Source organism: Halodesulfovibrio oceani subsp. galateae (assembly GCF_055397225.1).
This window is the reverse complement of the sequence record NZ_AP042453.1, coordinates 3,103,629-3,127,782: the sequence shown is the minus strand read 5'-3', so window position 1 is coordinate 3,127,782 and position 24,154 is coordinate 3,103,629. Positions and strand designations below refer to the sequence as shown.

At 45.7% G+C, this 24,154-nt stretch carries 24 protein-coding genes; 5 read left to right on the top strand and 19 right to left on the bottom strand.

The window, feature by feature from the left end; genetic code table 11:
- Positions 1-80: 80 nt before the first annotated feature.
- Positions 81-1,253 (bottom strand): pyridoxal phosphate-dependent aminotransferase, encoded by a 1,173-nt coding sequence (locus ACZ5V1_RS13810; RefSeq protein ID WP_464389335.1) that lies wholly within the window; start codon positions 1,251-1,253, stop codon positions 81-83.
- Between the two features lie 286 nt (positions 1,254-1,539).
- On the opposite strand from ACZ5V1_RS13810, the gene sfsA reads away from it, so the two are divergent.
- Positions 1,540-2,280 carry a DNA/RNA nuclease SfsA gene (gene sfsA, locus ACZ5V1_RS13805; RefSeq protein ID WP_464389334.1) on the top strand — a complete coding sequence of 247 codons (741 nt, stop codon included), beginning with the start codon at positions 1,540-1,542 and terminating at the stop codon, positions 2,278-2,280.
- A gap of 80 nt (positions 2,281-2,360) precedes the next feature.
- Here the strand turns inward: sfsA and ACZ5V1_RS13800 are convergent, their stop codons facing one another.
- Positions 2,361-3,311, bottom strand: coding sequence for an ABC transporter ATP-binding protein (locus tag ACZ5V1_RS13800; RefSeq protein WP_464389333.1), 951 nt, complete (start codon positions 3,309-3,311; stop codon positions 2,361-2,363).
- Positions 3,296-4,312, bottom strand: coding sequence for a phosphotransferase family protein (locus tag ACZ5V1_RS13795; protein ID WP_464389332.1), 1,017 nt, complete (start codon positions 4,310-4,312; stop codon positions 3,296-3,298). The genes ACZ5V1_RS13800 and ACZ5V1_RS13795 overlap by 16 nt, the downstream gene beginning before the upstream one ends.
- Before the next feature lie 193 nt (positions 4,313-4,505).
- Here ACZ5V1_RS13795 and ACZ5V1_RS13790 point away from each other — a divergent pair, with 193 nt between their 5' ends.
- The gene (locus ACZ5V1_RS13790; RefSeq protein WP_160713665.1) at positions 4,506-4,838 is read left to right on the top strand and encodes a TraR/DksA family transcriptional regulator; all 333 of its coding nucleotides are present in this window, start codon (positions 4,506-4,508) and stop codon (positions 4,836-4,838) included.
- Between the two features lie 469 nt (positions 4,839-5,307).
- Positions 5,308-5,745, top strand: coding sequence for a GNAT family N-acetyltransferase (locus ACZ5V1_RS13785; protein WP_464389331.1), 438 nt, complete (start codon positions 5,308-5,310; stop codon positions 5,743-5,745).
- A gap of 369 nt (positions 5,746-6,114) precedes the next feature.
- On the opposite strand, the gene ACZ5V1_RS13780 is transcribed toward ACZ5V1_RS13785, so the two are convergent.
- From ACZ5V1_RS13780 to fliR, 16 genes are all read right to left on the bottom strand, one after another.
- Positions 6,115-6,516 carry a response regulator gene (locus ACZ5V1_RS13780; protein ID WP_464389330.1) on the bottom strand — a complete coding sequence of 134 codons (402 nt, stop codon included), beginning with the start codon at positions 6,514-6,516 and terminating at the stop codon, positions 6,115-6,117.
- 319 nt (positions 6,517-6,835) lie between these two features.
- Complete coding sequence (locus ACZ5V1_RS13775) at positions 6,836-7,663, bottom strand: TatD family hydrolase (RefSeq protein ID WP_464389329.1); 828 nt, start codon at positions 7,661-7,663, stop codon at positions 6,836-6,838.
- A 162-nt stretch (positions 7,664-7,825) separates the two neighbouring features.
- A complete protein-coding gene (locus ACZ5V1_RS13770) occupies positions 7,826-8,779 on the bottom strand; it encodes a chemotaxis protein (RefSeq protein ID WP_464389328.1) in 954 nt (317 codons plus the stop codon).
- A 55-nt stretch (positions 8,780-8,834) separates the two neighbouring features.
- Entirely contained in the window at positions 8,835-9,680 is an 846-nt protein-coding gene (ispH, locus tag ACZ5V1_RS13765; RefSeq protein ID WP_160713655.1) for a 4-hydroxy-3-methylbut-2-enyl diphosphate reductase, read from the bottom strand.
- Between the two features lie 2 nt (positions 9,681-9,682).
- On the bottom strand, positions 9,683-10,714 hold the full coding sequence (locus ACZ5V1_RS13760; protein ID WP_464389327.1) for a tRNA dihydrouridine synthase: 1,032 nt from the start codon (positions 10,712-10,714) through the stop codon (positions 9,683-9,685).
- A gap of 74 nt (positions 10,715-10,788) precedes the next feature.
- Positions 10,789-11,661 (bottom strand): hypothetical protein, encoded by an 873-nt coding sequence (locus tag ACZ5V1_RS13755; RefSeq protein ID WP_464389326.1) that lies wholly within the window; start codon positions 11,659-11,661, stop codon positions 10,789-10,791.
- Positions 11,662-11,840: 179 nt separating this feature from the next.
- On the bottom strand, positions 11,841-12,257 hold the full coding sequence (locus ACZ5V1_RS13750) for a hypothetical protein (RefSeq protein WP_464387637.1): 417 nt from the start codon (positions 12,255-12,257) through the stop codon (positions 11,841-11,843).
- A 2-nt stretch (positions 12,258-12,259) separates the two neighbouring features.
- On the bottom strand, positions 12,260-12,586 hold the full coding sequence (locus tag ACZ5V1_RS13745; protein WP_464389325.1) for a hypothetical protein: 327 nt from the start codon (positions 12,584-12,586) through the stop codon (positions 12,260-12,262).
- 2 nt (positions 12,587-12,588) lie between these two features.
- Positions 12,589-13,308 (bottom strand): flagellar basal body-associated FliL family protein, encoded by a 720-nt coding sequence (locus ACZ5V1_RS13740; RefSeq protein ID WP_464389324.1) that lies wholly within the window; start codon positions 13,306-13,308, stop codon positions 12,589-12,591.
- Between the two features lie 136 nt (positions 13,309-13,444).
- Positions 13,445-13,825 (bottom strand): chemotaxis response regulator CheY, encoded by a 381-nt coding sequence (locus ACZ5V1_RS13735; protein WP_160713643.1) that lies wholly within the window; start codon positions 13,823-13,825, stop codon positions 13,445-13,447.
- 18 nt (positions 13,826-13,843) lie between these two features.
- Complete coding sequence (locus tag ACZ5V1_RS13730) at positions 13,844-14,641, bottom strand: FliA/WhiG family RNA polymerase sigma factor (protein ID WP_160713641.1); 798 nt, start codon at positions 14,639-14,641, stop codon at positions 13,844-13,846.
- Positions 14,595-15,410: a MinD/ParA family protein gene (locus ACZ5V1_RS13725; protein WP_160713639.1), complete on the bottom strand. Its 816-nt coding sequence runs from the start codon at positions 15,408-15,410 to the stop codon at positions 14,595-14,597. Before ACZ5V1_RS13725 ends, ACZ5V1_RS13730 begins: the two co-directional genes overlap by 47 nt.
- Positions 15,411-15,434: 24 nt before the next feature.
- Positions 15,435-16,508 (bottom strand): flagellar biosynthesis protein FlhF, encoded by a 1,074-nt coding sequence (locus tag ACZ5V1_RS13720; RefSeq protein ID WP_464389323.1) that lies wholly within the window; start codon positions 16,506-16,508, stop codon positions 15,435-15,437.
- Between the two features lies 1 nt (position 16,509).
- Entirely contained in the window at positions 16,510-18,621 is a 2,112-nt protein-coding gene (gene flhA, locus ACZ5V1_RS13715; protein ID WP_464389322.1) for a flagellar biosynthesis protein FlhA, read from the bottom strand.
- A 63-nt stretch (positions 18,622-18,684) separates the two neighbouring features.
- Complete coding sequence (flhB, locus tag ACZ5V1_RS13710) at positions 18,685-19,749, bottom strand: flagellar biosynthesis protein FlhB (RefSeq protein WP_464389321.1); 1,065 nt, start codon at positions 19,747-19,749, stop codon at positions 18,685-18,687.
- A gap of 15 nt (positions 19,750-19,764) precedes the next feature.
- Complete coding sequence (gene fliR, locus ACZ5V1_RS13705) at positions 19,765-20,538, bottom strand: flagellar biosynthetic protein FliR (RefSeq protein WP_373794653.1); 774 nt, start codon at positions 20,536-20,538, stop codon at positions 19,765-19,767.
- A gap of 253 nt (positions 20,539-20,791) precedes the next feature.
- On the opposite strand from fliR, the gene ACZ5V1_RS13700 reads away from it, so the two are divergent.
- Both ACZ5V1_RS13700 and hflX read left to right on the top strand, forming a co-directional pair.
- On the top strand, positions 20,792-21,391 hold the full coding sequence (locus tag ACZ5V1_RS13700; protein WP_160713629.1) for an IMP cyclohydrolase: 600 nt from the start codon (positions 20,792-20,794) through the stop codon (positions 21,389-21,391).
- A gap of 546 nt (positions 21,392-21,937) precedes the next feature.
- Entirely contained in the window at positions 21,938-23,395 is a 1,458-nt protein-coding gene (gene hflX / locus ACZ5V1_RS13695) for a GTPase HflX (protein ID WP_464389320.1), read from the top strand.
- Positions 23,396-24,154: the final 759 nt, after the last annotated feature.

Here is a 24,154-nt window from a genome sequence, read left to right as displayed (position 1 = left end):
AGCCGCCCGAGTATAAAAAGGGCAGTAGTTCATTTGATGAAGCGTAGGGAAAAAGTGTAAAGCCCAATATTATAATTCTCTTATCTGAAAAGGATACGAGCAATTTTATGCAAAGATTCTTCGAGAGTTTTCTCGTCCACTGCGTATGAAATACGAATGCAGTTGTCATCACCGAAAGCAGCACCAGGAACTAACGCAACGCCTGCTTCTTCAAGCAGGTATGTGCACATTGCAGCAGAGTCTGGGTATGTTTCGTTGTACAGGCGATGGACATCAGGGAAAAGGTAGAACGCACCCTGTGGCACAGGACATACAACATTAGGCCATTTGCCGATGATGCTCATGGCAAGGTCACGGCGATTGCGGAAAGAAGATCGCATGGATTCAACAATTTCAAAGCCACCAGTGAGCGCTGCAACTGCACCTTTTTGTGCGAAAGAGCAGACGTTTGATGTGGATTGACCTTGAATCTTGCTCATTGCTTTGATGAGATCAACATGCGCAAGAACGTAGCCGATGCGCCAACCAGTCATGGCAAAGCTTTTTGCCAGACCGTTTACGATACAGACCTGTTCAGGGTATTTTTCCCACCATGGAGCAAGTGAAGCGTGCTCTGCTGGTGCATATACGAGTTGGTCGTAAATTTCGTCGGAAATAATAAAGATGTTGTGGCTGATGGCCCATTCCGCGATGGCGTTAATTTCATCTCGGGAGTACGCAGCGCCAGTCGGGTTGGATGGAGAGTTAAGCAGCAGCACAGCTGTTTTTTCAGTACGAGCGGCTTCAAGCTGTTCAACGGTAACTTTAAACCCTGCTTCAGCAGAGGCTGCAACCGCTACAGGTACTCCTTCAGCGAGTTGTACCATTGGCGGATAGCTTACCCAGTATGGTGCTGGTATGATGACTTCATCACCAGGATTAATGAGACTCTGGAACAGGTTGAAGAGCGCCTGCTTGCCGCCGTTTGTAATCATTGTGTGTTCAGCACGTGCGGTCGTGCCATACATAACGTTGAAGTAGTTGGCTACAGCAGTACGAAGTTCAGGAAGTCCCGGTACGGCACCATATCTGGTAAAACCGTCGTCCAGCGCGCGTTTGCACGCGTCACGTACATAGTCAGGCGTTGGAAAATCAGGTTCCCCAACAGCAAGGCTAATAATTTCTTTACCCTGTGCTTTGAGCTCAAGAGCTTTTGCGTTAACAGCCAAGGTAGCAGACGGTTTTAGTTGTGCGATACGGCTTGAAGTCTTCATTCGTTGCCTCTCTCTAAAATAAAATTTATGCGTACATGGTGGGCGTATCAAAAAGCCAAAAGTATACCGAAAGCAAATAATGGGCACAGTCAGAATTCTACTGTTGTGCAGCCCTCCGCAATAATTGCTGTTAACTTAGCGCATTAATATGCAACGTGTTTAAACAATAATTATGATGCCTTCTAGCTTTCTGCCGAGTACCAGTTAACAACACACATGTAAACTTTTAGAACCGGTTTCCTTACCAACTTTTTTGGTAATCAAACATACATAGTTAGGAAATTTTATGTCTACACACGAGCCTCTTATTTCATACCCAGAGGGATGCATCGCCGGGTCCTTTGTTCGTCGCGTAAAACGTTTCAGCGTAGAAATTCTTGTAGATGGAGAGTCCGTTTGGATACATTCCAATAATACCGGCTCCATGATGGGCCTGTTACGTCAGGGTTCTCCTATTTTAGCTTCGCCTGCTGCAAATCCTAATAGGAAATTGAAATGGACACAGGAAGCGGTTGGTCTGAACATGGTATCCGGAGTTAAATGGGTCGGAGTGAACACTCAGACGCCGAACAAAATGCTTAAAACTGCTTTTGAAGCGGGTAGATTGCATTGGGCAGAGGGCTACACTGTCTTTAAAAGTGAAGCAAAGGTTGGCGATAGCCGTGCGGACGGTGTGTTGCGGACAGCAGATGATTCATTACCACCGCTATGGATTGAATGTAAGAACGTAACCATGGTTGAAGACGAAGTTGCTTGCTTTCCAGACGCCGTCACAGAGCGAGGACGAAAACATCTTAACAATATGATCAGCCTTGTGAAACAAGGACAGCGCGCAGCATTTTTCTATCTTATTCAACGTCCGGACGGACATTGTTTTGCTCCGGCAGATGTGATTGATCCTGCATACGCAGATCTTTTTTATGAAGCGCTGGAACTTGGTGTGGAGGTATATCCGTACAGAGCGACGGTTACAGAAGCTGGGATTGAGCTTGGAGAGTTGCTTCCGGTTAATCCCAAAGCATTTTAATAGTTTTTGAGTAAATTACTGTTTTCTCAATAAACGTTAATTATACTAAAAGATACCTGTAGGCGCAGCTGCCTATCTTGCTATTGCTGACCTATCTGGATCCCAACGGTATCGCCTTCTGCAAATTGTGCTGTGAAGCCATAGGCGGTCAGTTCTGTATTCTGCACTTGTAACAAATATTTAATGTAGTGTCCGCCAAATTGCACACGGTTGATACGTGCCTCTGCCCCTTGTGTCAGGGTTAGCTGTTCCGGCCTGATGATGGCGTAGTTACGCCCCTTGGGGATGGTCGCTGCGGGAATGTTTAGATGAGTACACAATTCAGGTGTCAAAATATTTACAGGTCCTAGAAAACGTGCGACGTCAATGGATTCTGGGGAATTGTATAGTGCGGATGGCGTGTCGAACTGTTCCAGTCTTCCGTTAAGCATGATGCCGATTTTGTCGGACATGGCAAAGGCTTCTTCAAGGTCGTGTGTTACGCTGACTGTTGTAATACCAAATTCTTTTTGTGTATCGCGGATAAATTCAGCGGTTTCCAGCTTTAGATTTCGATCCAGATTTGCAAATGGTTCGTCGAGTAGAAGCACTGCGGGATTTACCACCATGGCACGAGCAATGGCGACACGTTGCTTTTGTCCGGCCGATAGCTGCGCAGGATACTGGTTTCGTTTGTCAGAAAGATGAAAGAATTCAAGAATGGTGTTTACGCGCGTTGCGATTTCTGACGCGGGGAGCTTTCGTGCTTTTAAAGCAAATGCTGTATTTTCGAATACGGTGAGACTTGGGAACAGCAGATAATCTTGAAACACCATGATGACAGGATTGTCCTTGGATGGTGATGTTTCAAATGAAATTGAACCGCTGTCTTGCTCTTCCAGTCCGGCAAGAATACGCAACAGTGTTGTTTTCCCCACGCCTGAAGGGCCAATCAGGGAAACGATGTCTCCTTTATCTACAGAGAATGAGACATTGGAAAGCACTGCTTTTCCGCTATATTCCTTACACAGAGAATTTATTGTAAAAACCATTCAAGATTGTCCAGATAGCGTTCAATTGTTTCAAATGTATCGTTGTTTTTAAGAGCACGGTCTTGTTGAGTGTACTCGTACCATGCCATATAGCACCACGATAACCCTCTAAGGATGATTGTTTTTTCTAGTATTCCGGTAAGAATGGCAAGCTCTTCTATCGATTGATGTAATCCTGCATACTCTTTGTACCGTGAAAGGAAGTGGTGTCTGTGGTCCGGCGTTGCGATAAAGTCCGTTTTCCATAATGTGGTTGTGGGGACGATAAAATGTCCGAGATCTTGATAACGGCTTGAGACAACGGCTTTTTCCCAGTCCACAAGGTGTGCGCTGTTACGCTCTCTATTGATGATGAAGTTACTGGAATTTACTTCTGTATTTACAATGAGCTGGGGTTCAGCAACAAAGGCTGACGCGTACTGCTCCCCAAGGCTGGTAATTCTTTTGCTGTATGTTTCCAGCTTTCGTCGTGCATCAATTTTGGGATGATCTTCAAAACGTGCGAGTAGCCCGAGAGATTCTGTCACAATGTCTGCAACAGGATTTTTTTGATGGATAAAACTATTCTGTTCAGGAACTGGTTGTGTATGCACAGCTGCAAAAATTTTCGCAGCATGATCTAAATCCTGTGTGTAATCCAACGGTGTTCCCACAATATATTCCATGAGCAACACACCGTGATCAAAAGCAGGGTCAAAGTTTCCGGCTTGTGCATCTTCAAAATATGGAATTGGGGTGACTGCTGAATTTTTGAGGGCGGAAAGTACTTCAAATTCATATCGAATTTGTTTTTTATCCAACCCGAGCTGACTTCCGTGATTAATGCGGAAGACAAAATGCTTCTGGTGGAAAATTTGATATTGCGAGGTGGCACTGATTATCCAGTTTTCATTGTACTCACCCGCTGCAAGGAATGAGACATCGGATAAGCTTCGGCATTGTAGTTCTTCGAGCCAACCGGAAGCGAGCAGGTAACGTGTGATTGTATTCTTTTTATCCATATGTATTGTTCTTGTATTGTAGCGTGTTATGATATGTAAAAGTATAGCAGAAAAAATAGCCATGCGTGAAAAATACATTTATCATGGAAAAGTAGTTGGTTACATTGTGTACTTAAGTCAGAAGTTTTTCCTAAGACTTAGGCTTATATATTCCATCCTTTCTGCAATTTATTTCCAACATTAGAGCAAAGATATGCAAGATATTCAAAAAGAAGCACTCGTGCAGAAAATGTACGAGGAAGTTGGTCGTTTGAAAATGGAAGTTGGCCGGTTGAAAGAAGTCACAAAGCCAGTTGCGCCGGATGACTCTATCGGCAGGCTTTCACGTATGGATAATATAGTAAACAATAGTGTGAACACAGCAGCTCTGACAAAAGCGGAATCGCGCCTTGCAGGGCTGGAGTTTGTACTGCGCAATATTGATGACCCAGATTTCGGGTACTGCATGGAATGTGGTGCCCCTATCCCGCATGCTCGCTTAATGGCAATGCCGGGGGCTACTTTGTGTGTTAAGTGCGCAGAATAGAAAAGATACAAAATTACTATAGCCGCGCATCAGACCCCTCTGATGCGCGGCTATTTATCTGCTGCGGGGACAACAGACACCGTAGCCAGTGGCATAAGCCAAAAGCATTTTGAACCGAGTTCATGGTTACAGCATATTTTCATTACGTTTATACTCCTTTTCCATGAGTGGAATAGTAGGCACTGTGAACGGTTTATTGCTAGATCAGGTGCTGATGTAATCTTTCCCCCATACGTGGTTCTTCTCCTTGCCATATCTCCTCTGCTACACTTCACTATTTGTCGATGACCCTTTGCTCATGGGCTTTTCTACGGATTAATCGTAATTGGAAAATTCTTTTAGTTGCAATATAGGCATATTAGAATTCAGGCGTGATAATTTGTAGATTCCGGTGTGTATCATACGTTTGTTTATGGTAATTTTATGGTCAGAATACAACACATAAAGCTCTTTCGGGGGGAAGTCGTATATGCTTTATTCTGTTGAAGAAATTGATAAAGAGTCTGACCTGTATGAACCGACCGTGGCAATGCGGCGGGTGGATTTGTTTCCAGTTGGACGGGTAACCCGTTCTTACATTCAAGATGATCTGGAAGATAAAAGTACACTGCTGGTTGCCTTAAAAAATAGAAACCTTTTAGGGTGTGGAAGACTGACATTGCAGGGTGAAACTGCGGAGCTTTCACATATCGTTGTCGGGGAAGGCCACCGTTTTACAGGTGTCGGCTCCTCGCTCATTCAAAAATGTATCGAAATTTCAAAACGGATGGGTGCAAAAAGAATTCATCTTGAATCAACACCTGAAGCCGTACCGTTTTTTGAGAAGTTTGGTTTTGTAGTGGTTGGAGAAGAGAAGATTCTTGATCTGCTTGATCTTCCTGCTCTTGATATGGAGCGCGAATTGTAATCAACCTTCACGTCGATTCATATATTGTTCAAAAAAACTCCCTTTCTAAATTTAGAAAGGGAGTTTTTTTAGTATTGAGCCTTTTTTATCTTCAAAAAGGAACAAGCATGGATATCTGCTTTGCAGCATATCCATGCTTGTGTTGTCCCTTCAAAGATCCAAGTTGTGGGAAGGATCAATAAAGTTCCGTTAGGCGATTTAGTTGTGTGTTGGTTTGTGAGACCGCGTTCTTCATACCACGATCACATACTTCACCCAAGCAATATTGGTGGATTTGGGTGGTTCTAGTAAAAGTTATAATGAGAATAACGGGCGCTAACGATATTTTGGCCTTTTTTTGGCATAGCTCACCTTTTTAATCCATCATGCTTACGCCTGCTTATGTTCTGACAAGTTGAGTTCTGCTGAAATGGTCTCAATAAACTCTGTTGGCGAAAATGGTTTGGGAATAAAACGGACGATTCCACTGCGAAGTGTGTTCATAATGTATTGAAGCGAGATCACATCTCCCATTACAAGAACCGGAGTTGATGAATTTAGCGCTGTTTCCTTTATGAGTGATACAAGCTCTACGGCCGTCATTTTTTGTGGCGGAGCATCCAGTATGACAGGATCGGTGATGATCGCATCAAATGGTGAGGATTCTAGCGCTGTAAGTGCAGACGGCAGACTTTCACAGCAGGTGGGAGTATATCCTGCGGCAGTGAGGAGCAGTAACAGTCGAACTTGTTCTGCAAGAGAGCTAGTGATGACAAGTAAATTTTTCGTCATATGCTTTTCCTTCAAAAATAGAGAGGACAAGTATATGGCGTTTTTAGCAATAGGTAGAAGAGTATAGTGTAGATAATCAACTTCTCATGTGAAATAAAAGGAACTTATCCTTCAGATGAGTTGAAGCCGAAAACAGATTCAATCGCAAAATTTAGTCGCAAAATGGGTCAAGGGGGATTCCCCCTTGCGGGTGGAGGAGGGCGCCTCCCCGTCGGAGACTCGCCGAAGGCAACCCCTAGATATGAATGAAAATGCCGTGGGCGCAAAAAAAGCCCCAAGTGTTGTAGACACCTGAGGCAAAAAAAGTAGGCAAAAAATATTACAACCCAAAAAAGCGGATTGCGTTGTTGCCGCAGGTTGTCCAAAGCTCTTCGATTTCGATACCGAGTTCTTTTGCAATACATTCTGCTGTGAATACGGTGTACGCCGGTTCGTTGCGCTTACCTCGGTACGGCACAGGCGTAAGATACGGGCAGTCTGTTTCCACAAGCATACGATCCAATGGAATTACTTTGAGCGCTTCGCGTGCTTCTTCGTTTTTCGGATATGTTACGGTACCCGGAATTGAAAGATACCAGCCGTTCTTAACGATGCGTTCGGCTAACTCAGTGTTGCCGCCGAAACAATGCCAGAGCACAGGGTAATCTACAAAACCTTCTTCTTCTAATACGTCAATGGTGTCTTCTGCTGCGTCTCTTGAATGAATGATGACGCGGGTATCCAGCTCTTTTGCAAGATGGAGTTGTTTAATGAAAATTTCTTTCTGCGCTTCGCGCGGGAAATGATCCCAATAATAGTCCAGACCAATTTCACCGATTCCGCGAATTCTGCTGTCTTCGGCAAAAGCTGTACGCATGGCATCAAGCTCTTCTTCAGTGCACTGGTCGATGTGACTTGGATGTGTGCCGAGGATAAAGAAGACTTCCTCGTGCTTTTCAAAAAGCTGACGGTTGTTTTTCCATGCTTTATGTCCGAGAAATACGTTGCAGATGTAGCGTACGCCGGACTCTTTTGCGCGTTCCAGCACCTCTTCAATATCAGAAGAGAATGGTGGTAAATCGAGATGCGCGTGTGACTCTACACCGGTGAATGGTAACGCAAGGCTTTGCGGTAGCGGTGCCGGTTTTGAATTTTTCTTTTTAGCCATTGAAATACATCCTGCTGCAAACTGGCGGTTGCCAGCCTTAATGTTCTTTGAGTTGCCGATTATGATAGCGTTGGTGCGCTCTGTCCATAAAAATAAGAAATGGCACAATAAGAAAAGGGTAGAGCCGGAGCTCTACCCTTTTGATAACAAAGAAAAATAAAATTATGCTGTTTTCTGGCGGCGTTCATCGATTAATTCGACAGCGCGCTGTGCAAGCAAGGTTACTTCCGGCTTGGATACCTGCATATCTGCCCCTACGGAGTCGCCTTTGTGGCGCAGTTTGTCCGTAATGAGTGAAGAGAACAGGATAACCGGCAGCTGCCCAAGAACGGAATCGTCCTTGATTGCTTTACAGAGGGAATGACCATCCATTGCAGGCATTTCAATATCAGACACGACTACCTGAACGTAGTCAGTGAGCGGCCTATTGTTCTCTGCTGCTATGGATTTGAGCTGATTCAGCCTATCCCACGCCTCTTTGCCGTTGTTGTGTGCTTCAACCTGGAAGTTTGCTTTTTCCAGCAGATCAGTGAGCATTTCGCGGATAAGACCGGAATCATCAGTGATCAGTGCACGGCGGCTTTCGTTACTTTCCCAGTCGATTGCGTCATCAAGTTTGAGCGCAAGGTCCGGATTAAGGTTCGCAACAATTCTCTCGAGATCGAGCAGGAAGATGATGCGGTCGTTAATTTTAACGACACCGGTGATGGACTGGTTGCTTAAATTTGCTACGTAGCCGCTTGGCGGTTCAACCTCTTCCCAACTGATGCGGTGAATACGGTTGACGCCGGATACCTGGAATGCGGTACATACGTTGTTGAATTCTGTCACAATGACTTTTGGTGGTTCCGTTTCTTCACGGGTTTTACCAAGCCACATGGACAGGTCGACAAGCGGGATAACCTGTGACCGCAGGTTAAAAGCACCCAAAATACAGGTGTGACCACTTTCAGGAAGTGCAGTCACGGTAGGCATTCTGATAATTTCGAGTACCTTAGCTACGTTTACTCCGTAGTAACCGCGATAGACTTGTCCGTCTATCTCGAGTTCATCTAGGAAAAATTCAACAATTTCCAGCTCGTTAGTGCCGGATTCTAAAAGTATGTTCGTCTGCATGGCGTTCTCCGGTGCGTAGTTCTAGTTCACGCAGACTAATCAAAAGATTGTACTTCTACAACTTGTTAAGGAATTCTTCCGTAGAGTCAATAATCGAACGTGGGGTTGAAGCACCGGCGGTGAGGCCAACTACCTTCATGCCTTTAAAATCAGAGGCTGAAAGCTCTTCCGGTTGTTCAACATGGAAGGTGAGGCACCCTTGAGCACGGGATACATCCGCAAGTCTGCGAGTGTTTCCGCTGCTATAGCCCCCCACAACAACCATTGCATCTACTTCTTTAGCAAGCGCAATGGCTTCTTGTTGTCGTTCTCTTGTTGCATTACAAATAGTATTAAGTACCTGTAGTCGTTCAAACAACTGTCCCTGAAGGTACTCATCTATCCGGTCAAATTCCTCTCTGTCCTGTGTAGTCTGCGCAGCGAGGCAATATTCTATATCGGCAGAAAGTGGAAAATTCTTGAGCTCTTCAAGTGAATTAAACAAAAATGCTCTGTCACCGGCGTAACTCATAAGGCCACGCACTTCCGGATGGTCTTTTTCTCCGTACAAAAGAAGAAAACGATCCTTGCGGATCATGTTGCGGATGCCAATCTGAGCACGTTTAACTTTTGGACAGGTTGCATCAACAACTTCTTTGCATGCATCGTTCAATGTTGCTTCTGTTTCTCTTGGCACACCATGCGCCCGGATAACAACCCGTTCATTTACATCAGCTTCTTCTGCGCGTTTAAGGCAACGCACGTCGAGATTCTCATACCGTTCAAGAACTTGCGGGTTATGAATGATAGGTCCAAGAGTCGCAATCTTTGCATCATGCTTTTCAACTTCTGCATCAAGCTTTTGGAGTGCCAGAGAAACCCCGAAACAAAAGCCGGATGTTGTAGCTCTACGTACTTCCATACTTACTCCGATGTATTCTGCATGCTGATGGTTTCTGAGGTGTCGTCCAGATCAATTGCTTCGCAGCGAGCAAAAAATTCTTCGATGACTGCATCAATCTCTTTCAACCCTGCACAAGTAGCAAGCTGCTGACGAAGTAACTTAGATCCTTTGAACAACCGCACGTAGCGGGGAACAAAGGTTCGCATCTTAAAGAGGGCGGTGCGCTCATCGGCGTATTCAAGTGCAATTTCTTTGTGGCGCTGAATAAGATGCATGGTCTTGAGTGGATCAGGACGCTTGAGTGTTTCGCCTTTATAGAGCGTGGTGTACTCGCCAAAAATAGCAGGGTTGCTGATAGCACCTCGTGCAAACATAACAGAAGCTGCACCAGTTTCTTTGATGCACCTCACACCATCTTCAGGTTCCAGCAGGTCGCCACTGGCGATAACCGGGATAGAAACAGCGTCTACTACTTCCTTAATGGCAGACCAGCGCGCAGTGCCGGAAAAGCCTTGCGCAGCAGTACGCGGATGCAGAGTAATCCAGCCTGCACCGGCATCTTCAAGTCGCAGAGCCAGTTCTTTGTACACTTCCTGTTCAGAATCAACGCCAAGGCGGAACTTGAAGCCTACTTTGCCTTTGCCGCCAATGCTGATCATAGCTTTCGCAACTTTAAGTGAATTATCAAGATCAGCCATCATGGAAGAGCCACAGCCCTGTTTGAATACTTTGCGCACAGAGCAACCCATATTCAAATCAAACCATGTGTAGCCACCTTTTACCAGATAATCCATTGCGTACGACATGATGTCCACGTCGTTGCCAAAAAGCTGGAAGATAGCAGGGGCTTCTTTTTCTGTTGTTTCAAGCAGCTTACGCGTGCTGTTGCCATTGTAATAGAGTCCCTTAGAACTAACCATTTCAGAGCAAACAACAGCTGCACCGAACTCTTTACACAAGAGTCTGAAGCAAAGGTCAGAGTATCCGGCAAGCGGAGCCAGCCAAGGGCGATCAGGGCTTATGTTTAAGCCTGTATTGTCAGTATACTGCATGTATGTAGTACCGTTTTGAAATTTTTTATTTTGAGCATTGTACTGCTGCACGGCAAGGTGCAGCGTAATCCGGATTATGCGCGTAGATCTAGTCCACTACGTTGTGTAGGCATCTCTTTGAAGATTAAGGACAGAATATCGTGCGCTCCTGCGGGCAACTCAGCGGTGCCGAGGCAGGTACAGTTGGTAGATGCGGAGTTTGCTCGAGAGGTGTTGTTACCTGCTTTACAGTTTTTATCAAGCAGGAGTCGATAGGCGAAAGAGACAGGATCGGCAGACAGGTTCATTTGACCCACTGTGAGTACATGCTGTGCCCCATGTAATATTACACCTGCCGTAACGGTGCAAATATTGTTTTCCGGTGTGGAAATGAGTAGCTCTACACCTTTTGCAGAAGGCATAAGCCATGGCATGTAGTGGAAAGTTCCGTGTTTTGACGACGTAACCATCTTTTGCACGCTGGAATGGAGCCGCATGACACGTGTGAATTGATCAAGGGCAGTGGGAGATTGTGTCAAAAAATTGATAAGTGCTGTGCGGTTTGCTGTGAAAGGCTCACCATCCGCGATGTTGAGGGAATCCCACAGGGAATAGGCCAGCATAGTATCAAGCTTATCTCTCTCGGTCAGATAGGAGCGGATGTAGTCTCTGAGAAAAATTGAACTTCGCGGGTCAGCTCCTTGTTGAAGCTGGCGCAGCAGAATAGACGGCTCAAGCGAGAGTACGAGAAACTCCAGCCACTGGCCCGTTTCCGGCATGGTTTCAACCTGAGCCAGTAGTTCCATATCCCCAATAAGTACCCATGCAAAGCCTTCCTGCTCGACGCGGAGCATTCTGCCTTTAAGGAGCTGGCCTACCTTAACCTTGCGCTTAAAAATAGCACCGCGATTGGTTGTAGAGGAGGGCTGGCCGCCGCCATATGGATTACTGTTGTTGGAAATACGCATGGAACACCTGTGGTGGATAAGGTCTGTATCGTGGTTGCCAGCGCGAACAAGGGGCGTGCAGACATTGCATCCGCCAACACACGTAACATTATACTCGGTATAAGAACCGGCAGTACGCTGGTATTACGACCAACATGGACGAGCATTGCTCTTGGCAAAGTGCCAAGCTGACGCTGGGCTTACTCAGCTTTCATAAGAATGAGTTCAACTTCATCAATGGAAAGGTTGGTTGCCTTTGCCAGTTGAGGAATTGTTTGTCCTTTCTTACGACCAGTAAAAATGAGTTCCCGTAAGAACTGAGGGGAGCGACTGATAGCTTCTGCCTGCTCAAGAAGTGAACGCAATTCATTTGAACGTGCTTCCAGCTGCACTTCAAGTCCCTGAAGCTCCTGCTGGCGTCGTGCGAAAGATTCGACGATTTCCTGCTCAAGCTCAGCATTGAAATGCATTTTGGCAACTAATGATTCCTGCCCTGCTTGCATGGCTGTAAGAAGCGCTTCGCTTTTACGTAAGCGTAAGTAAAACACAATAAGAAGAACAAGTAACAGCAGCTCGGAACCGCTGATAAAAAGCAAGATAAGCTGGGAAAATGTCATTATTATACTTTGGTATCTATAATTTTGCCTTGCCAGGCGCTTTCAGACGTAGGGTTGGTTTCAACATCCTGTTCGGGTGTTGCTCCCTGTCTGGAATCGGACGGAAGGTGCTGGTTTTGTCCTCCGTGAGCATCCTCATCGATATCAAAATGAGTCTGCTCAGCGGATTGTGTTTCAGCCACGTGGTCACGGGCGAGTTCGCCACCCTTGCGTGCGGCATCGCGGGCTGTTGCCTGCTGCCGTTCAGGGCGTGACTTTTCTTGCTCTGCAATCTTTTGCACACGCCCCATCTGCTGGATGACTAATGGGATATCCATTTCATTGGACATATCTATTTCACCAAGTAGTTTTCAATAAAAACGTCCTTGAACTGGCCATTACCCATGTATTGGTTAACAACAGTCAGCAAGTCAGATTTGAGCAGCTGCACATTGTCTTTATCAGAAAGAAATTTGAGATCCTTGTTCCGCAGATAGTAGAAAATTGCGTCGCGAAGCGTCACTTTTTTGTTCTTCGCTTCCCATGAGAGTTTTTCGTTATCAGTGAACACTGCAAACTTACAAACAAGGAATCGAATTTCCTTTTTGCTGTCGCGCTGTTCCACCCAGAACGGCTCCCATGTGACGTCGAACTTATCTTTTTGAACGATAGGCGGAGTGTCGTACTTGCCTTTTTCTTTCTTAACAATGCGTTTAACAGGTATAGGTGCGTCTTTCGATGGAAGCATTTTCCATCCTAAAACGACGAGAGCGATAACAAGCAGACCGATGCCGCCAAACATAATTTTGCGTTTACGTTTGCGAGCAGCTTCAGGGTCCATTTCCAGTTCAGCAGCAGAGAAAGAGTCAGCATTAGCAGACGTGGAGTTGTCAAAAACCTGTTCTTCTTCCTCTTCCTCGTCTTCCATTAAAAACGGCGCGTCATCAAGATCAAGTTCTACCTTGTCGTCTTTTTTCTGCGGTATGGAGTCTGGTGTAGAAAGGGTATCCACGTCTAGTTGAGCCTTTTTCGTACCGGCGTTGCCGGGTCTGTTGGTTGGAGCATTTGCCATCTATTACCTAACCTGCGGTTTTCTTTTCAGTATCACTAAAACAAGGCAATCCGGCAGAGGAAGACGACAAGCGTTTATACGACATGTAGTGGTTTCCTAAACCGGAATGCATTATTTCTATGAGCAATAAGAGCAGTTAAGGGAAAATCTTATCGATTTTCTGCTTCATAATTTCTGCTGTAAATGGCTTTACCACATAGTTGGAAACTTTTGCCTGAACGGCTTCAATGATGTTTTCCTGCTGTGCTTCAGCGGTAACCATCAAGAAAGGCATGTCAGCAAACTCTTCGCTACTGCGAACTTTTCTAAGAAGTTCGATACCAGTCATCTGTGGCATATTCCAGTCAGAAATAACAAATTCGATGCGGTCTTTATTAAGAACTTCCCATGCGGTAGTTCCATCATCTGCTTCTACAATGTTAGTGAAGCCAATCTGACGAAGAATGTTTTTAACAATTCGTCTCATAGTAGAGAAATCGTCCACAACAAGAACACGCATATTAGGATCAAAGCCCATCATAGACTCCTTAAGTCTTTATAATCCGCTGTCTTTTCCATGCACTGCATAAAAGTTATTACGCAGCTTAAGTAACGCCTGAGAGTGCAACTGTGAAATGCGACCCTCAGTCACCCCCATAACCTCTGCTGCTTCACGCATATTCAAATCATCACTATAATAGAGGGACAATACCAACTTTTCTCTAGGTGTCAATTGTTCAACTAGCTGTGAAATCTGATATAATGTTTCTTTTGAAGCAGTTTTTTTAAAGGGCTGACTATCTGCATCACTTAACTCATCGGCAGATACGGTGTCTTGTATTAGATCTAAATTGAGACATAACTGGCTTTGCAGTGCAACAAGCCCTTCGCGGACTCCAGCTCTATCAAGACCAGTTGCATGTTGCAGTTCTTCTTCTGTGGCGGAACGTCCTTTGTCGTTTTCCACCTGCTGCATGGCTTCTTCGATTTGTCTTACGCGTTGGCGTAAGCTTCTAGGGAACCAGTCAAGGCGTCGTAATTCGTCAAGCATTGCGCCGCGGATGCGGTTTTCTGCGTAGGTATCGAATTTGATGCCCATTTCCGGTTTAAACTTGCCCAGCGATTCCATAAGCCCAAGCGTACCCGCGCTGATAAGTTCTCCAAGCTCCACATTTTTAGGGAGCTTAACTTTCAAACGGGATGCAAGATACCGAACCTTGGGCGCATAGTGACGAACCACGTTTTCTTGTTCGTGGTCAGACATGACGACCCAGGCCTTCTCGCCGGACTCCAATAGCTCCCAGGCATTACTGCTGGAAGAGGAGTTTTTTCCAGAAAAACTTGATATTTCCATCAAGGTTCGCAGCTATTTCCCAATTTTGAATCTTGTCTGCGAGTTTACCAATAGACTGGCAAACCGGTGCGACCGGATTCTGTTGACAGACAGGACGTTGAGCCACAATAGCTTTACGTACAGCAGGATCGCGCGGCAGGCAGCCAGCGTAATCCAAAGAAACTCCGGACAGGAAATGATCACAGGCAGAGTAAAGGCGGACGAACATTTCTTTAGCCATCTTTTCAGATTCAGCCATGTTCACAACTACTTTAAAGTGCTCAACGCCGTGGTTCAACTTCATTACTTTAATGAGGGAGTACGCATCGGTCAGTGAGGTCGGTTCTGCTGTAAGCACTACGATGCGCTCTTGTACTGCAAGGTTGAAGTACAGAACGTTATCGTTAATACCTGCACCGGTATCCACAATGAGAAAATCTACCTTGTCTTCCAGACTGTCCATTGACTCGAGCAGGTCAAGTTTTTGGCCGGTGGAGAGCGTAAGCATTTCACCTATGCCGGAAGAGGCGGGGAGAATATCAAACCCGTAAGGGGTGGAATACAGAATATCGGAAAGGGCAACCCCTTCGCTGAACAGGTGAAAGAGGTTTTGTTCAGGCGTAAGGCCTAACAAAACATCTACGTTTGCAAGTCCCAGATCTGCATCCAGCAAAACAACACGTTTTCCTTTTTGCGCTAATGAATACGCAAGGTTAACGGATAGGTTTGTTTTGCCTACGCCTCCTTTACCGGAGGTTACAGACAGGACAAGAGGAAGGTTGCCACTCATGGTTCTATTATCTCCAATATGCCCTTAGGCATTCTGGTGAATTGTATATTCGCCGGGAAGCTGGTTTTTAAAAATAAGTCTCCACAGCATTACGTCTTTTGCCGGAGCAAGTGTGCTTTTAAGTCCGGAGCCGTATGAAAAAGCTGAAATAGGAAGTCCCGTGGAAACAGCTGTATTGATTATCGTACCGAATGTACAAGCTTCGTCGATCTTAGTCCAGACAATGCTACCACCCTTTACTGCACGATACTTTTCCAGCGTTGCAGTGAGTTGTTTACTATTCGCTGTTGGTGAAAGCACCCTGTGGAATGAGTTTTCACGGATAGCGTGTAGCCCGAAATGTTCAACTTGCTCTTTGAAAGAGTCACGCAGACCCAGTCCCGGCATGTCAATAATGATGCGGTCATAACTTTTTGCAGCGTCGCGTATTGTATTTGCGAAGGTAATACTATCACGAATTTCATAGTACCCCATGTCACAAAGCTGTGCATAGTGGCGTAACAGTAGTCTACCGTTGCCTCGTGCGCAGTCTGCATTGATAAAGCAGATACGCATAGATGGATTCTGCCTGCGCAGCTCCAATGCCATACGTACAGCTGCACTGGTTTTACCTACACCGAACGGACCTACAAAAGTATGTACACGGCTTTTCCATTCGTTACCCCAAGGCTTGAATTTGATCAGATCACCCAGCGGGGCAAGGATAGACATGCTTGCGTCGCTTTTAAGCGGGCGAAGCAGACGAAGAATTACGGTGTCGTCGACATCATGGCGCTGAAGATGTTCAAGCGCGAGACGCTGACGCGGAGAAAGCTTATGCAGTTGAAGGCGTGGCTTAACGAGTTCCGCAATGTACTCTTTAATTTCTGACCATTCTTCATGCCAGCGGCTCCAGCCTGCGGGCGCTGCGTATTCTTGAGTCTCAGCTTCTTGAATTTCATCTACCGCACGTTCAACACCGGCAGTAATCTGGCACCAGCGGTTTTCCGCATCTTTGCCTTCCTGTTTAGAAAGGATAACTGCCTCTTCGCCCATTTCCTGTTTGATCTGAGCGAGTACGGAACGTGTTGTCTGTCCTGAAAAAGTTTTTACCTGCATATTAGATTCCTACATTACCAACAGTGTTCAAACGAATGTCTGCAGGTATTTCTGCTTGAGATATAACCGGAATGTTTGGAATGAATCGCATAATCAGCTGAGAAAGATGCGGTCGTACCATCGGGGAAGTCAGAATTACTGGCTGACCATCGGTAACGACTGCGTTTTCTACAGATGAGTTAACGGCCTGAATAACTTGCTGTGCTGTGGCAGGGTCGAGCGCAAGATATGCTCCGCCTTCTGTCTGTCGGATGGCTTCCTGAACAGTTTTTTCCACATTCGGGTCCAGCATAATGATCGGGAGTGTGTTCTCCTGATCCATATACGGTCTAACAATTGTACGTGCTAAGCGTTCGCGGACATACTCTGTGAGTACATCTGGATTCTTAACGCTTGTTCCGTAGTCCGCGAGAGTTTCAACAATAGTGAGCAGATCGCGGATCGAAATATTTTCTCGTACGAGGTTCTGCAGAACTTTCTGTACTGCGCCCAGTGTAAGTACGTTTGGTACCAGTTCTTCCACAGCTTTTGGAGCATGCTTGGCAAGGTTATCCAGAAGAGACTGAATTTCCTGACGGCCAAGGAAGTCTGCGAGGCTGCGTTTGAATACTTCGGTAAGGTGCGTTGCAATAACCGTGGATGGGTCAACAACGGTGTACCCTGCGAGTATGGCTTCTTCTTTTTGCGCTTCCGGTACCCAGAGAGCTGGCAAGTTAAATGCCGGTTCGCGGGTTTCGATACCTTTAATGGAATGACGTGCATCGCCCGGGTCCATTGCAAGGAAATGGTCGATGAGGATTTCTGCCCCTGCCATTTCATTGCCCTTAATAAGTACTGTGTACTGCCCCGGTTTGAGTTGCAGGTTGTCACGCAGATGCAGGGACGGAATAATGACACCCATGTCCAATGCAAACTGTCGGCGGATTGTTCTGATACGTGAGAGCAGGTTGCCGTCCTGTGCTTCATCAACAAGCGGGATAAGGCCGTAACCAACTTCCAGCTCCAGAGCATCCAGAGGAAGGAGTGACTGTACAGCTTCCGGAGTATCCAGCGCTTCCTGAGCATTCTCTCCGCTCCCCTGTTCGGTCGTTCCACTGGCACCGGTACGCTGTGCAACGTCGTCGCTGGCGTTGGATGTAAGCTTTGCGATAACAAACATGCAGATTGCGAAGAATGAGAATGCGATGAAAGGCATACCCGGAACCAAAGCGAAGACGAGAAGTACGCAACCGACAAGGTTGAGTGCTTTTGAGTTAGATGTAAGCTGGCCGATGAACTCTTCGCCCATTTTCGCTTCAGCTGCAGCACGGGATACGATGATACCGGCAGCGGTAGAGATAATGATGGAAGGGATTGTAGATACAAGGCCGTCACCAACTGTGAGCAGAGTATATGTAGAAAGTGCGTCATTCCATGACATGCCGTTCTGGAAAACAGCAATCATGATACCCGCGGTGATGTTAACTATAGTAATGAGCAGACCCGCCATTACGTCACCCTGAACAAACTTACCGGCACCGTCCATCGCACCGTAGAAGTCAGCTTCTCGACGGATGGTTTCGCGGCGCAGTGTAGCAGTTTTTTCATCAAGGAGACCTGCGTTTAAGTCTGCCTCAATTGCCATCTGCTTACCCGGCATAGCATCAAGAGTGAATCGGGCTGCAACCTCTGCGATACGTGTTGTACCGGAGGTAATAACCATTTTGTTCAGAATAAAAAGAATCGCGAAAATTACGATACCGATAACGTAGTTACCACCGACAACGAACTGCCCGAAGGACTGGATTACGTCACCGGCAGCGTCTGGGCCTTCACTGCCGTGCAGCAGGATAAGGCGGGTTGTTGCCACGTTAAGAGCAAGGCGGAACAGAGTGGTTACCAGCAGCAGGGTCGGAAAAATTGAAAATTCCAGCGGCGACTTGATAAACATAGATGTAACAAGCACCAGCAGCGACAACGAAATGGACATGCTGAGCATGACGTCCATAAGCAGAGTCGGGATAGGAATGAGCATTACAAAAAGAATGAGCACTACACCGCCAGCGAGGAGTAAATCTCCGTGCTGTGAGAAGCGTTCGTAATTCATTGTAGAGGTATTTGCGCTGGCAGCCATATTTCCGACACCTTTTTCGAAGAGTTTAATAACGCCTGAGTAAAAGCAGTTGGTATTTGTAACTTACTGTTTTTGCTTAAACTTGTTGAGTGATGCAAGGATGGAAGCTACTGCTTTGTAGAGGTCTTCCGGAATTTGATCACCCACCTGTACTGACTTATACAAAGCGCGTGCCAGAGGGACGTTTTCTCGCAGAGGAATGTCGTTTTCTCTTGCAATTTCTCTAATTCGCTTCGCCATAAGGTCAGCACCCATCGCAACAACAATCGGTGCTGGTGCTTCCATGGCGTTGTAGCGCAAGGCTACGGAAATATGAGTAGGGTTTGTAACAACAACGTCTGCCTTTGGAACATCCTGCATCATGCGCTGCTGGGACATTTCGGCCATTTTTTGGCGCTGCTGCTGACGAATCTTCGGGTCACCTTCTGACTGTTTGTGTTCATCTTTTACTTCGTCTTTGGACATCTTAATGTTCTCGTCATAATCCCAACGAGTGTAAAAGTAGTCAGCAAGAGCAATAGCGAGCATGGCAATGGTGGCGTACAGAGATACCTTATAGATAAGGCTGAGCATGTATTCTGCGATACCTTCAGGTGTGGCGTTATAGAGCTGAATGAAGTTGTCCATCTCATCCGTAATAACAATGTACGGTGCAATACCGATAACGGCTGCAAACGCGATGCTTTTAATGAGTCGCACCAGTGTCTGCATAGACAGGAACATGTTCTTCATCCCTTTAATCGGGTTGAATTTACTCCATTTCGGTTTAAAGACCTTCATTGTCCATAGGTGCCCAACCTGAACACGCATAGATAATCCCGCAAAAAGAAACAGGAAGAGGAAAACTGGAAGGAGCATTACCGCAAGATCGTATGCCATTTCATTAATAAAGTTGATGGCAGACTTGGTTGTCATGTTGAGCGTAGCGTCAAATGTATAACAGGTACGCATAATATGCTGCACCTGCTCATTAATGGTACCAATCCATGCATAAACAATAATGATGCCTGCAAGGGTTGTTGCGGCTTTAGGAACTTCTTGCGACTTGGCGACGTCACCATCTTCGCGGGTCTTTTCCCGCTTTTTGGGCGTCGCTTGTTCTGTCTTACTCGGATCACTTTGTGGCATGTCTGTGTATCCTGTTTATTGCTGTAGCAGCGGAGAGCCAGCTTTAATGAGATGAGAGAACATTGGCCCAAGACTCAAGATAAGTCCTTCCATTCGTTGTCCCATAAGGGTGAACAACATACCGATAAAGACAAGACCTACAGCGATTTTTACTGGGAAACCGAGCATGAGAAGGTTCATCTGTGGTGCCGCTCGCCCCATAAGACCAAGGGTCAATTCAACCAGCATAAGTGAGATCATAACTGGAGCGGCAACCTTAATTGCCAAAACGAACATGGTCATCGACAGAGTAAGAATTTGTTGACCTAGCATGGCAGAGAGAACGAGTCCTCCCGGCGGAATAAGGTCAAAGGAATCTGTTAGCGCTTTAATGAGATATAAGTGACCGTTTGCAACAATGAAAACGGTAAAGCTCAATTGGTATAGCAGGATAGACGTGATACCTTCTTGCTCACCTGATGATGGGTTAGCAAGGGTAAGCATGGAAAAACCCATCTGGAAGCCGATAACCATACCGCCGGTTCTAATTCCTGCAAAAATGAATTTAACAGCAAGTCCTAGCAGAACTCCGAGTAGAATTTCGCTAAGCATAATTAATGCAATTTCAAATGGATGTGCTGGAAAATCTGTTGCTTCGAACGATATCGACGGGAATATGGCAAGGGTGAGCATGAGGCACACAGATGCTTTAACCACACGGGGGATGGTTTTTCCCTCGAAGAATGGCAGTAGAAAGACGACAAGGCTGAGTCGCATAAGTGTGAGCAGAAAGCTTAGAAATTCTGCCATATCAAAATTAAAGATGTCCATATATAAAGAATAGCAAGAGTTGCGCCAGTCCTTGAAAAATAAGGCTTTTCGCGCCGTGGGACATCTCAACCTGTCTCAACCTGTCAGACTGATGACGCCCTTGCAAAGTGGGTATGATTCTGGCACTCCACGCAGATTGAGACAGTAAAGTATGTTTATTTGCAGCAAACTGTCTTAATGTACGAAAAGGATTTTTGTTAATAGACTGGAATTCACAAACTTTGGAGAAGTAATGGACCTTTTGCCTATTAAGCGAGCACTGTTGAGTGCCACAGATAAGACTGGTTTGGTCGAATTTGCGACGTTTTTGAGCGAGAATGGTGTAGAGTTGGTTTCTACCGGCGGTACAGCACGTATGCTTAAAGAAGCCGGGCTGAAGGTTACACCTGTAAGTGATGTTACAGGATTCCCTGAAATCCTTGGCGGCAGGGTAAAGACTCTTAACCCGTTTATTCATGGTGGTATCCTTGCAGACAAGGACAACCCTGAACACCTTGCTACCCTTAAAGAACACGAGATTGCAGCGTTCGATTTGATTGTAGTAAATCTCTACAATTTCGAAAATGCAGCAGCGCGTGGTCTTGATTTACGTGGTGCGGTTGAAGAAATCGACATCGGCGGCCCTTGTATGCTTCGTGCCGCAGCTAAAAACTTCCATTCTATTCTCGTTCTTCCTGATCCTTCCGAGTACAACGCTGTACAGAAGGAACTGCTCGAAAATGAAATGCGAGTAGGGCTTGCGCTTCGTCGTGATATGGCGGTAAAAACATTCGCACGTACTTCTCAGTACGATGGAATGATTACGGAGTATCTTGCTAGCAAAGATATTTAAATAACATATATTGAAATGCCTCCGGCGGCTGAGGGGGAACCCCGTTTTTGAGTCAAAAACGAGGTTCCCCCTCAGACTCCCCCTCCTGAAAAACCGTTAGGGTTTGGATGAAGTATATTTACTTTATGGGAGTTGAAGAGAGCAGGAATAAGCTGACCAACGTTTTAAACAATGGTTAGACCTCGCGGATAAAAGTTTTTGGAGAGTCCAGAGAAGCCTTTTTTCAAAAAGGTTCTCTGGCCGCCGGAGGCAATATTTGTAAGGTAGCCAAAGGCATCCCGCTGACAAGCGCCGCCGGAGGCAACTCCCGCTAATAAGCGCTGCCGGAGGCAATAGAAACAACAGGAGTTCGTCATAGCCTCTAAGGTTCTCGGCAACACACAGGGACTCAAACCGAGTCAGTTAAAATCTCTCCAGCGGCTATTTGCCCGCCGTTATCCAGTAAAAGAGGGATACACTACAGATCAGGCGCACGAGCTTGCGGCACTTTCCCGCATCGTCGGCAGACAGATCGCATTACTTATAGACCGCCAAGGCAAGCCTCAAATGGTGCTGGTGGGCGATACTGGTGCTATCTACATTCCGGAACTTCCTCGCGCCCGTTCCAGTAGCGACCGTTTACGCGGTCTGCGTCTTGTTCATACTCATTTGAACGAATCTCTTCTTTCGCAGGAAGACTTAATGGATATGCTCTTCTTGCGTTTGGATTCTATATCTGTGCTCACCGTTGATGGCATGGGTGCTCCTGGAACTTTTCAGTCTGCTCATATTCTTCCTGTTCCTTCAGAGGATGGCACTGCGTACAATGTGCATGATGCTACTTCATGGGAAAATGTTGATATTGATTTCGAAGCGCAGACAGACGCTCTTGAAGAAGAACTCGCACGAACAGCCGACAGCGCTCGTAAACAGGGCGGTACTGAACATGCGGTTTTGGTAAGTGTAAGCACGTTGCCAAAGGATGTTCAGGAATCACACTTGAACGAGTTGGCAGAGCTTGCTGATACTGCCGGTGTTTCGGTTGCAGGAAGACTTGTGCAGCGGGTGCGTCAGGTAAATCACAAATTTATTATGGGCAGAGGTAAGCTTTCAGAGCTTGAAATCCTTTGCCTGCAGGGCAATGCTTCCATGATCATTTTTGATGGTGAGCTTTCCCCTGCCCAGTTACGTAACCTTACGGAAGTAACAGAACGAAAGGTTATCGATAGAACACAGCTTATTCTTGATATTTTTGCTCAGCACGCAACAACACGCGCTGGTAAATTGCAGGTTGAGATGGCGCAGTTGCAGTATGCTTTACCGCGTCTGGTTGGTAAAAACCGCGCAATGGACAGATTGATGGGTGGTATCGGCGGACGTGGTCCGGGTGAAACCAAGCTTGAGACTGACCGACGTAAAGTACGCGATCGTATTTCCCGCTTTAAGAAAGAGTTGGATTCACTGCGTAAGCAACGTTCCTTTGCGCGAGACCGTCGTAACAAGGCACGTGTGCCTGTTGCTGCGCTTGTTGGCTATACCAACGCAGGTAAATCAACGACTCTGAATGCGTTAACTAACTCGACAGTGCTTGCTGAAAACAAGTTGTTCGCAACGCTTGATCCTACAACTCGTAGATTGCGTTTTCCAGAAGACCGCGAACTTATTTTGACAGATACCGTAGGATTTATCCGAAATCTGCCGAAAGAGCTGCGCGAAGCATTCCGTGCAACGCTTGAAGAGCTTGAAGCTGCCGATTTGCTTTTGCATGTGGCAGACGCTGGGCATCCAGAGCTTGAAAAGCAAATTGCCGCTGTTGACAAAATTTTGGAAGATATGGATCTGCATGAGATTCCGACAACGCTGATCTTAAACAAGTGGGACGCACTTGATAATGAACAGAAGGAAGCTTTGATGCATTTGTATCCGCATGCAATTCATGCTGCTGCAAAGAACAGAATGGGGCTTGATGAGATCTCACAGGAGATTATTGACCGCATTGACTGGGAACGCGACATGGTAAATTAGTCCTATTTATTTGAGACATAAAAAAAGGCCCTTACGGATATTCCGTAAGGGCCTTTTCGTTTTTTCAAAAGAAGATGTTCTGAGGTTGTATTCGACCACGCTGGCCTGAAAATTTACCCTCAGAAAAGACAAAGGCTTGAGGAGCCACCTCAAGCCGAAAATATGTCTTTAGTGAATTTAAGAAGTACTTTTTATATAGCAGGATGTGTGCCAAAAATTGAATAGTGGCAAACTTTGTACTATGTTCTTTAAAAACAGGGTGTTGCGTTTTTTCAGTGATTTGCTTGTGAAATATAACTGTAGAAAAAATTGTACTAAGGGGGGTGAAGTCCAATAAAAGCAGTATAAATTTTTGCACGATTTGGCTGTTGTTAGATTTTATGTGTCAAATTTTGCGGTGTACGAAGGAGATAACTATACAAAAAATAATACCAGAACTGCTTTCTAATCACGTTCTAATACGGCAAGAAATATTGGATGAAATTTGTGTAGATCAAAAATCAGATTCAATCTGCAATCTAATTGGGTCGGGGTAGGATTTTGAATCAGGTGAAGAGGATATTTCGATAAAAAATAGTCGAATCAAGAATCCAATTGGCTATTACCAATGGTTTGTGGGTAACTGGGCGCAGTAATTAGTGTGATGATAAAGTAGTCAAAAAATTTTTACTTTTCGAGCAGGCTTATATTCGACATTTCTGAATATAAATTTGTTTTAGCAAAATCCATTAGTTACAATATGTTATTGTAGTGTTGTTG

What these genes read in the sequence shown, in the direction of transcription:
- ACZ5V1_RS13790 (WP_160713665.1), top strand. Translation starts at nt 4,506, where the DNA reads ATGCAAGATATTCAAAAAGAAGCACTCGTGCAGAAAATGTACGAGGAA.
- flhA (WP_464389322.1), bottom strand. Translation starts at nt 18,621, where the DNA reads ATGGCTGCCAGCGCAAATACCTCTACAATGAATTACGAACGCTTCTCA.
- ACZ5V1_RS13810 (WP_464389335.1), bottom strand. Translation starts at nt 1,253, where the DNA reads ATGAAGACTTCAAGCCGTATCGCACAACTAAAACCGTCTGCTACCTTG.
- ACZ5V1_RS13745 (WP_464389325.1), bottom strand. Translation starts at nt 12,586, where the DNA reads ATGTCCAATGAAATGGATATCCCATTAGTCATCCAGCAGATGGGGCGT.
- ACZ5V1_RS13780 (WP_464389330.1), bottom strand. Translation starts at nt 6,516, where the DNA reads ATGACGAAAAATTTACTTGTCATCACTAGCTCTCTTGCAGAACAAGTT.
- ACZ5V1_RS13730 (WP_160713641.1), bottom strand. Translation starts at nt 14,641, where the DNA reads ATGGAAATATCAAGTTTTTCTGGAAAAAACTCCTCTTCCAGCAGTAAT.
- ACZ5V1_RS13720 (WP_464389323.1), bottom strand. Translation starts at nt 16,508, where the DNA reads ATGCAGGTAAAAACTTTTTCAGGACAGACAACACGTTCCGTACTCGCT.
- fliR (WP_373794653.1), bottom strand. Translation starts at nt 20,538, where the DNA reads ATGGCAGAATTTCTAAGCTTTCTGCTCACACTTATGCGACTCAGCCTT.
- hflX (WP_464389320.1), top strand. Translation starts at nt 21,938, where the DNA reads ATGGTGCTGGTGGGCGATACTGGTGCTATCTACATTCCGGAACTTCCT.
- ACZ5V1_RS13800 (WP_464389333.1), bottom strand. Translation starts at nt 3,311, where the DNA reads ATGGTTTTTACAATAAATTCTCTGTGTAAGGAATATAGCGGAAAAGCA.
- ACZ5V1_RS13795 (WP_464389332.1), bottom strand. Translation starts at nt 4,312, where the DNA reads ATGGATAAAAAGAATACAATCACACGTTACCTGCTCGCTTCCGGTTGG.
- ACZ5V1_RS13750 (WP_464387637.1), bottom strand. Translation starts at nt 12,257, where the DNA reads ATGACATTTTCCCAGCTTATCTTGCTTTTTATCAGCGGTTCCGAGCTG.
- ACZ5V1_RS13700 (WP_160713629.1), top strand. Translation starts at nt 20,792, where the DNA reads ATGGACCTTTTGCCTATTAAGCGAGCACTGTTGAGTGCCACAGATAAG.
- ACZ5V1_RS13760 (WP_464389327.1), bottom strand. Translation starts at nt 10,714, where the DNA reads ATGCAGTATACTGACAATACAGGCTTAAACATAAGCCCTGATCGCCCT.
- ACZ5V1_RS13740 (WP_464389324.1), bottom strand. Translation starts at nt 13,308, where the DNA reads ATGGCAAATGCTCCAACCAACAGACCCGGCAACGCCGGTACGAAAAAG.
- ispH (WP_160713655.1), bottom strand. Translation starts at nt 9,680, where the DNA reads ATGGAAGTACGTAGAGCTACAACATCCGGCTTTTGTTTCGGGGTTTCT.
- sfsA (WP_464389334.1), top strand. Translation starts at nt 1,540, where the DNA reads ATGTCTACACACGAGCCTCTTATTTCATACCCAGAGGGATGCATCGCC.
- flhB (WP_464389321.1), bottom strand. Translation starts at nt 19,749, where the DNA reads ATGCCACAAAGTGATCCGAGTAAGACAGAACAAGCGACGCCCAAAAAG.
- ACZ5V1_RS13735 (WP_160713643.1), bottom strand. Translation starts at nt 13,825, where the DNA reads ATGGGCTTTGATCCTAATATGCGTGTTCTTGTTGTGGACGATTTCTCT.
- ACZ5V1_RS13785 (WP_464389331.1), top strand. Translation starts at nt 5,308, where the DNA reads ATGCTTTATTCTGTTGAAGAAATTGATAAAGAGTCTGACCTGTATGAA.
- ACZ5V1_RS13755 (WP_464389326.1), bottom strand. Translation starts at nt 11,661, where the DNA reads ATGCGTATTTCCAACAACAGTAATCCATATGGCGGCGGCCAGCCCTCC.
- ACZ5V1_RS13770 (WP_464389328.1), bottom strand. Translation starts at nt 8,779, where the DNA reads ATGCAGACGAACATACTTTTAGAATCCGGCACTAACGAGCTGGAAATT.
- ACZ5V1_RS13725 (WP_160713639.1), bottom strand. Translation starts at nt 15,410, where the DNA reads ATGAGTGGCAACCTTCCTCTTGTCCTGTCTGTAACCTCCGGTAAAGGA.
- ACZ5V1_RS13775 (WP_464389329.1), bottom strand. Translation starts at nt 7,663, where the DNA reads ATGGCTAAAAAGAAAAATTCAAAACCGGCACCGCTACCGCAAAGCCTT.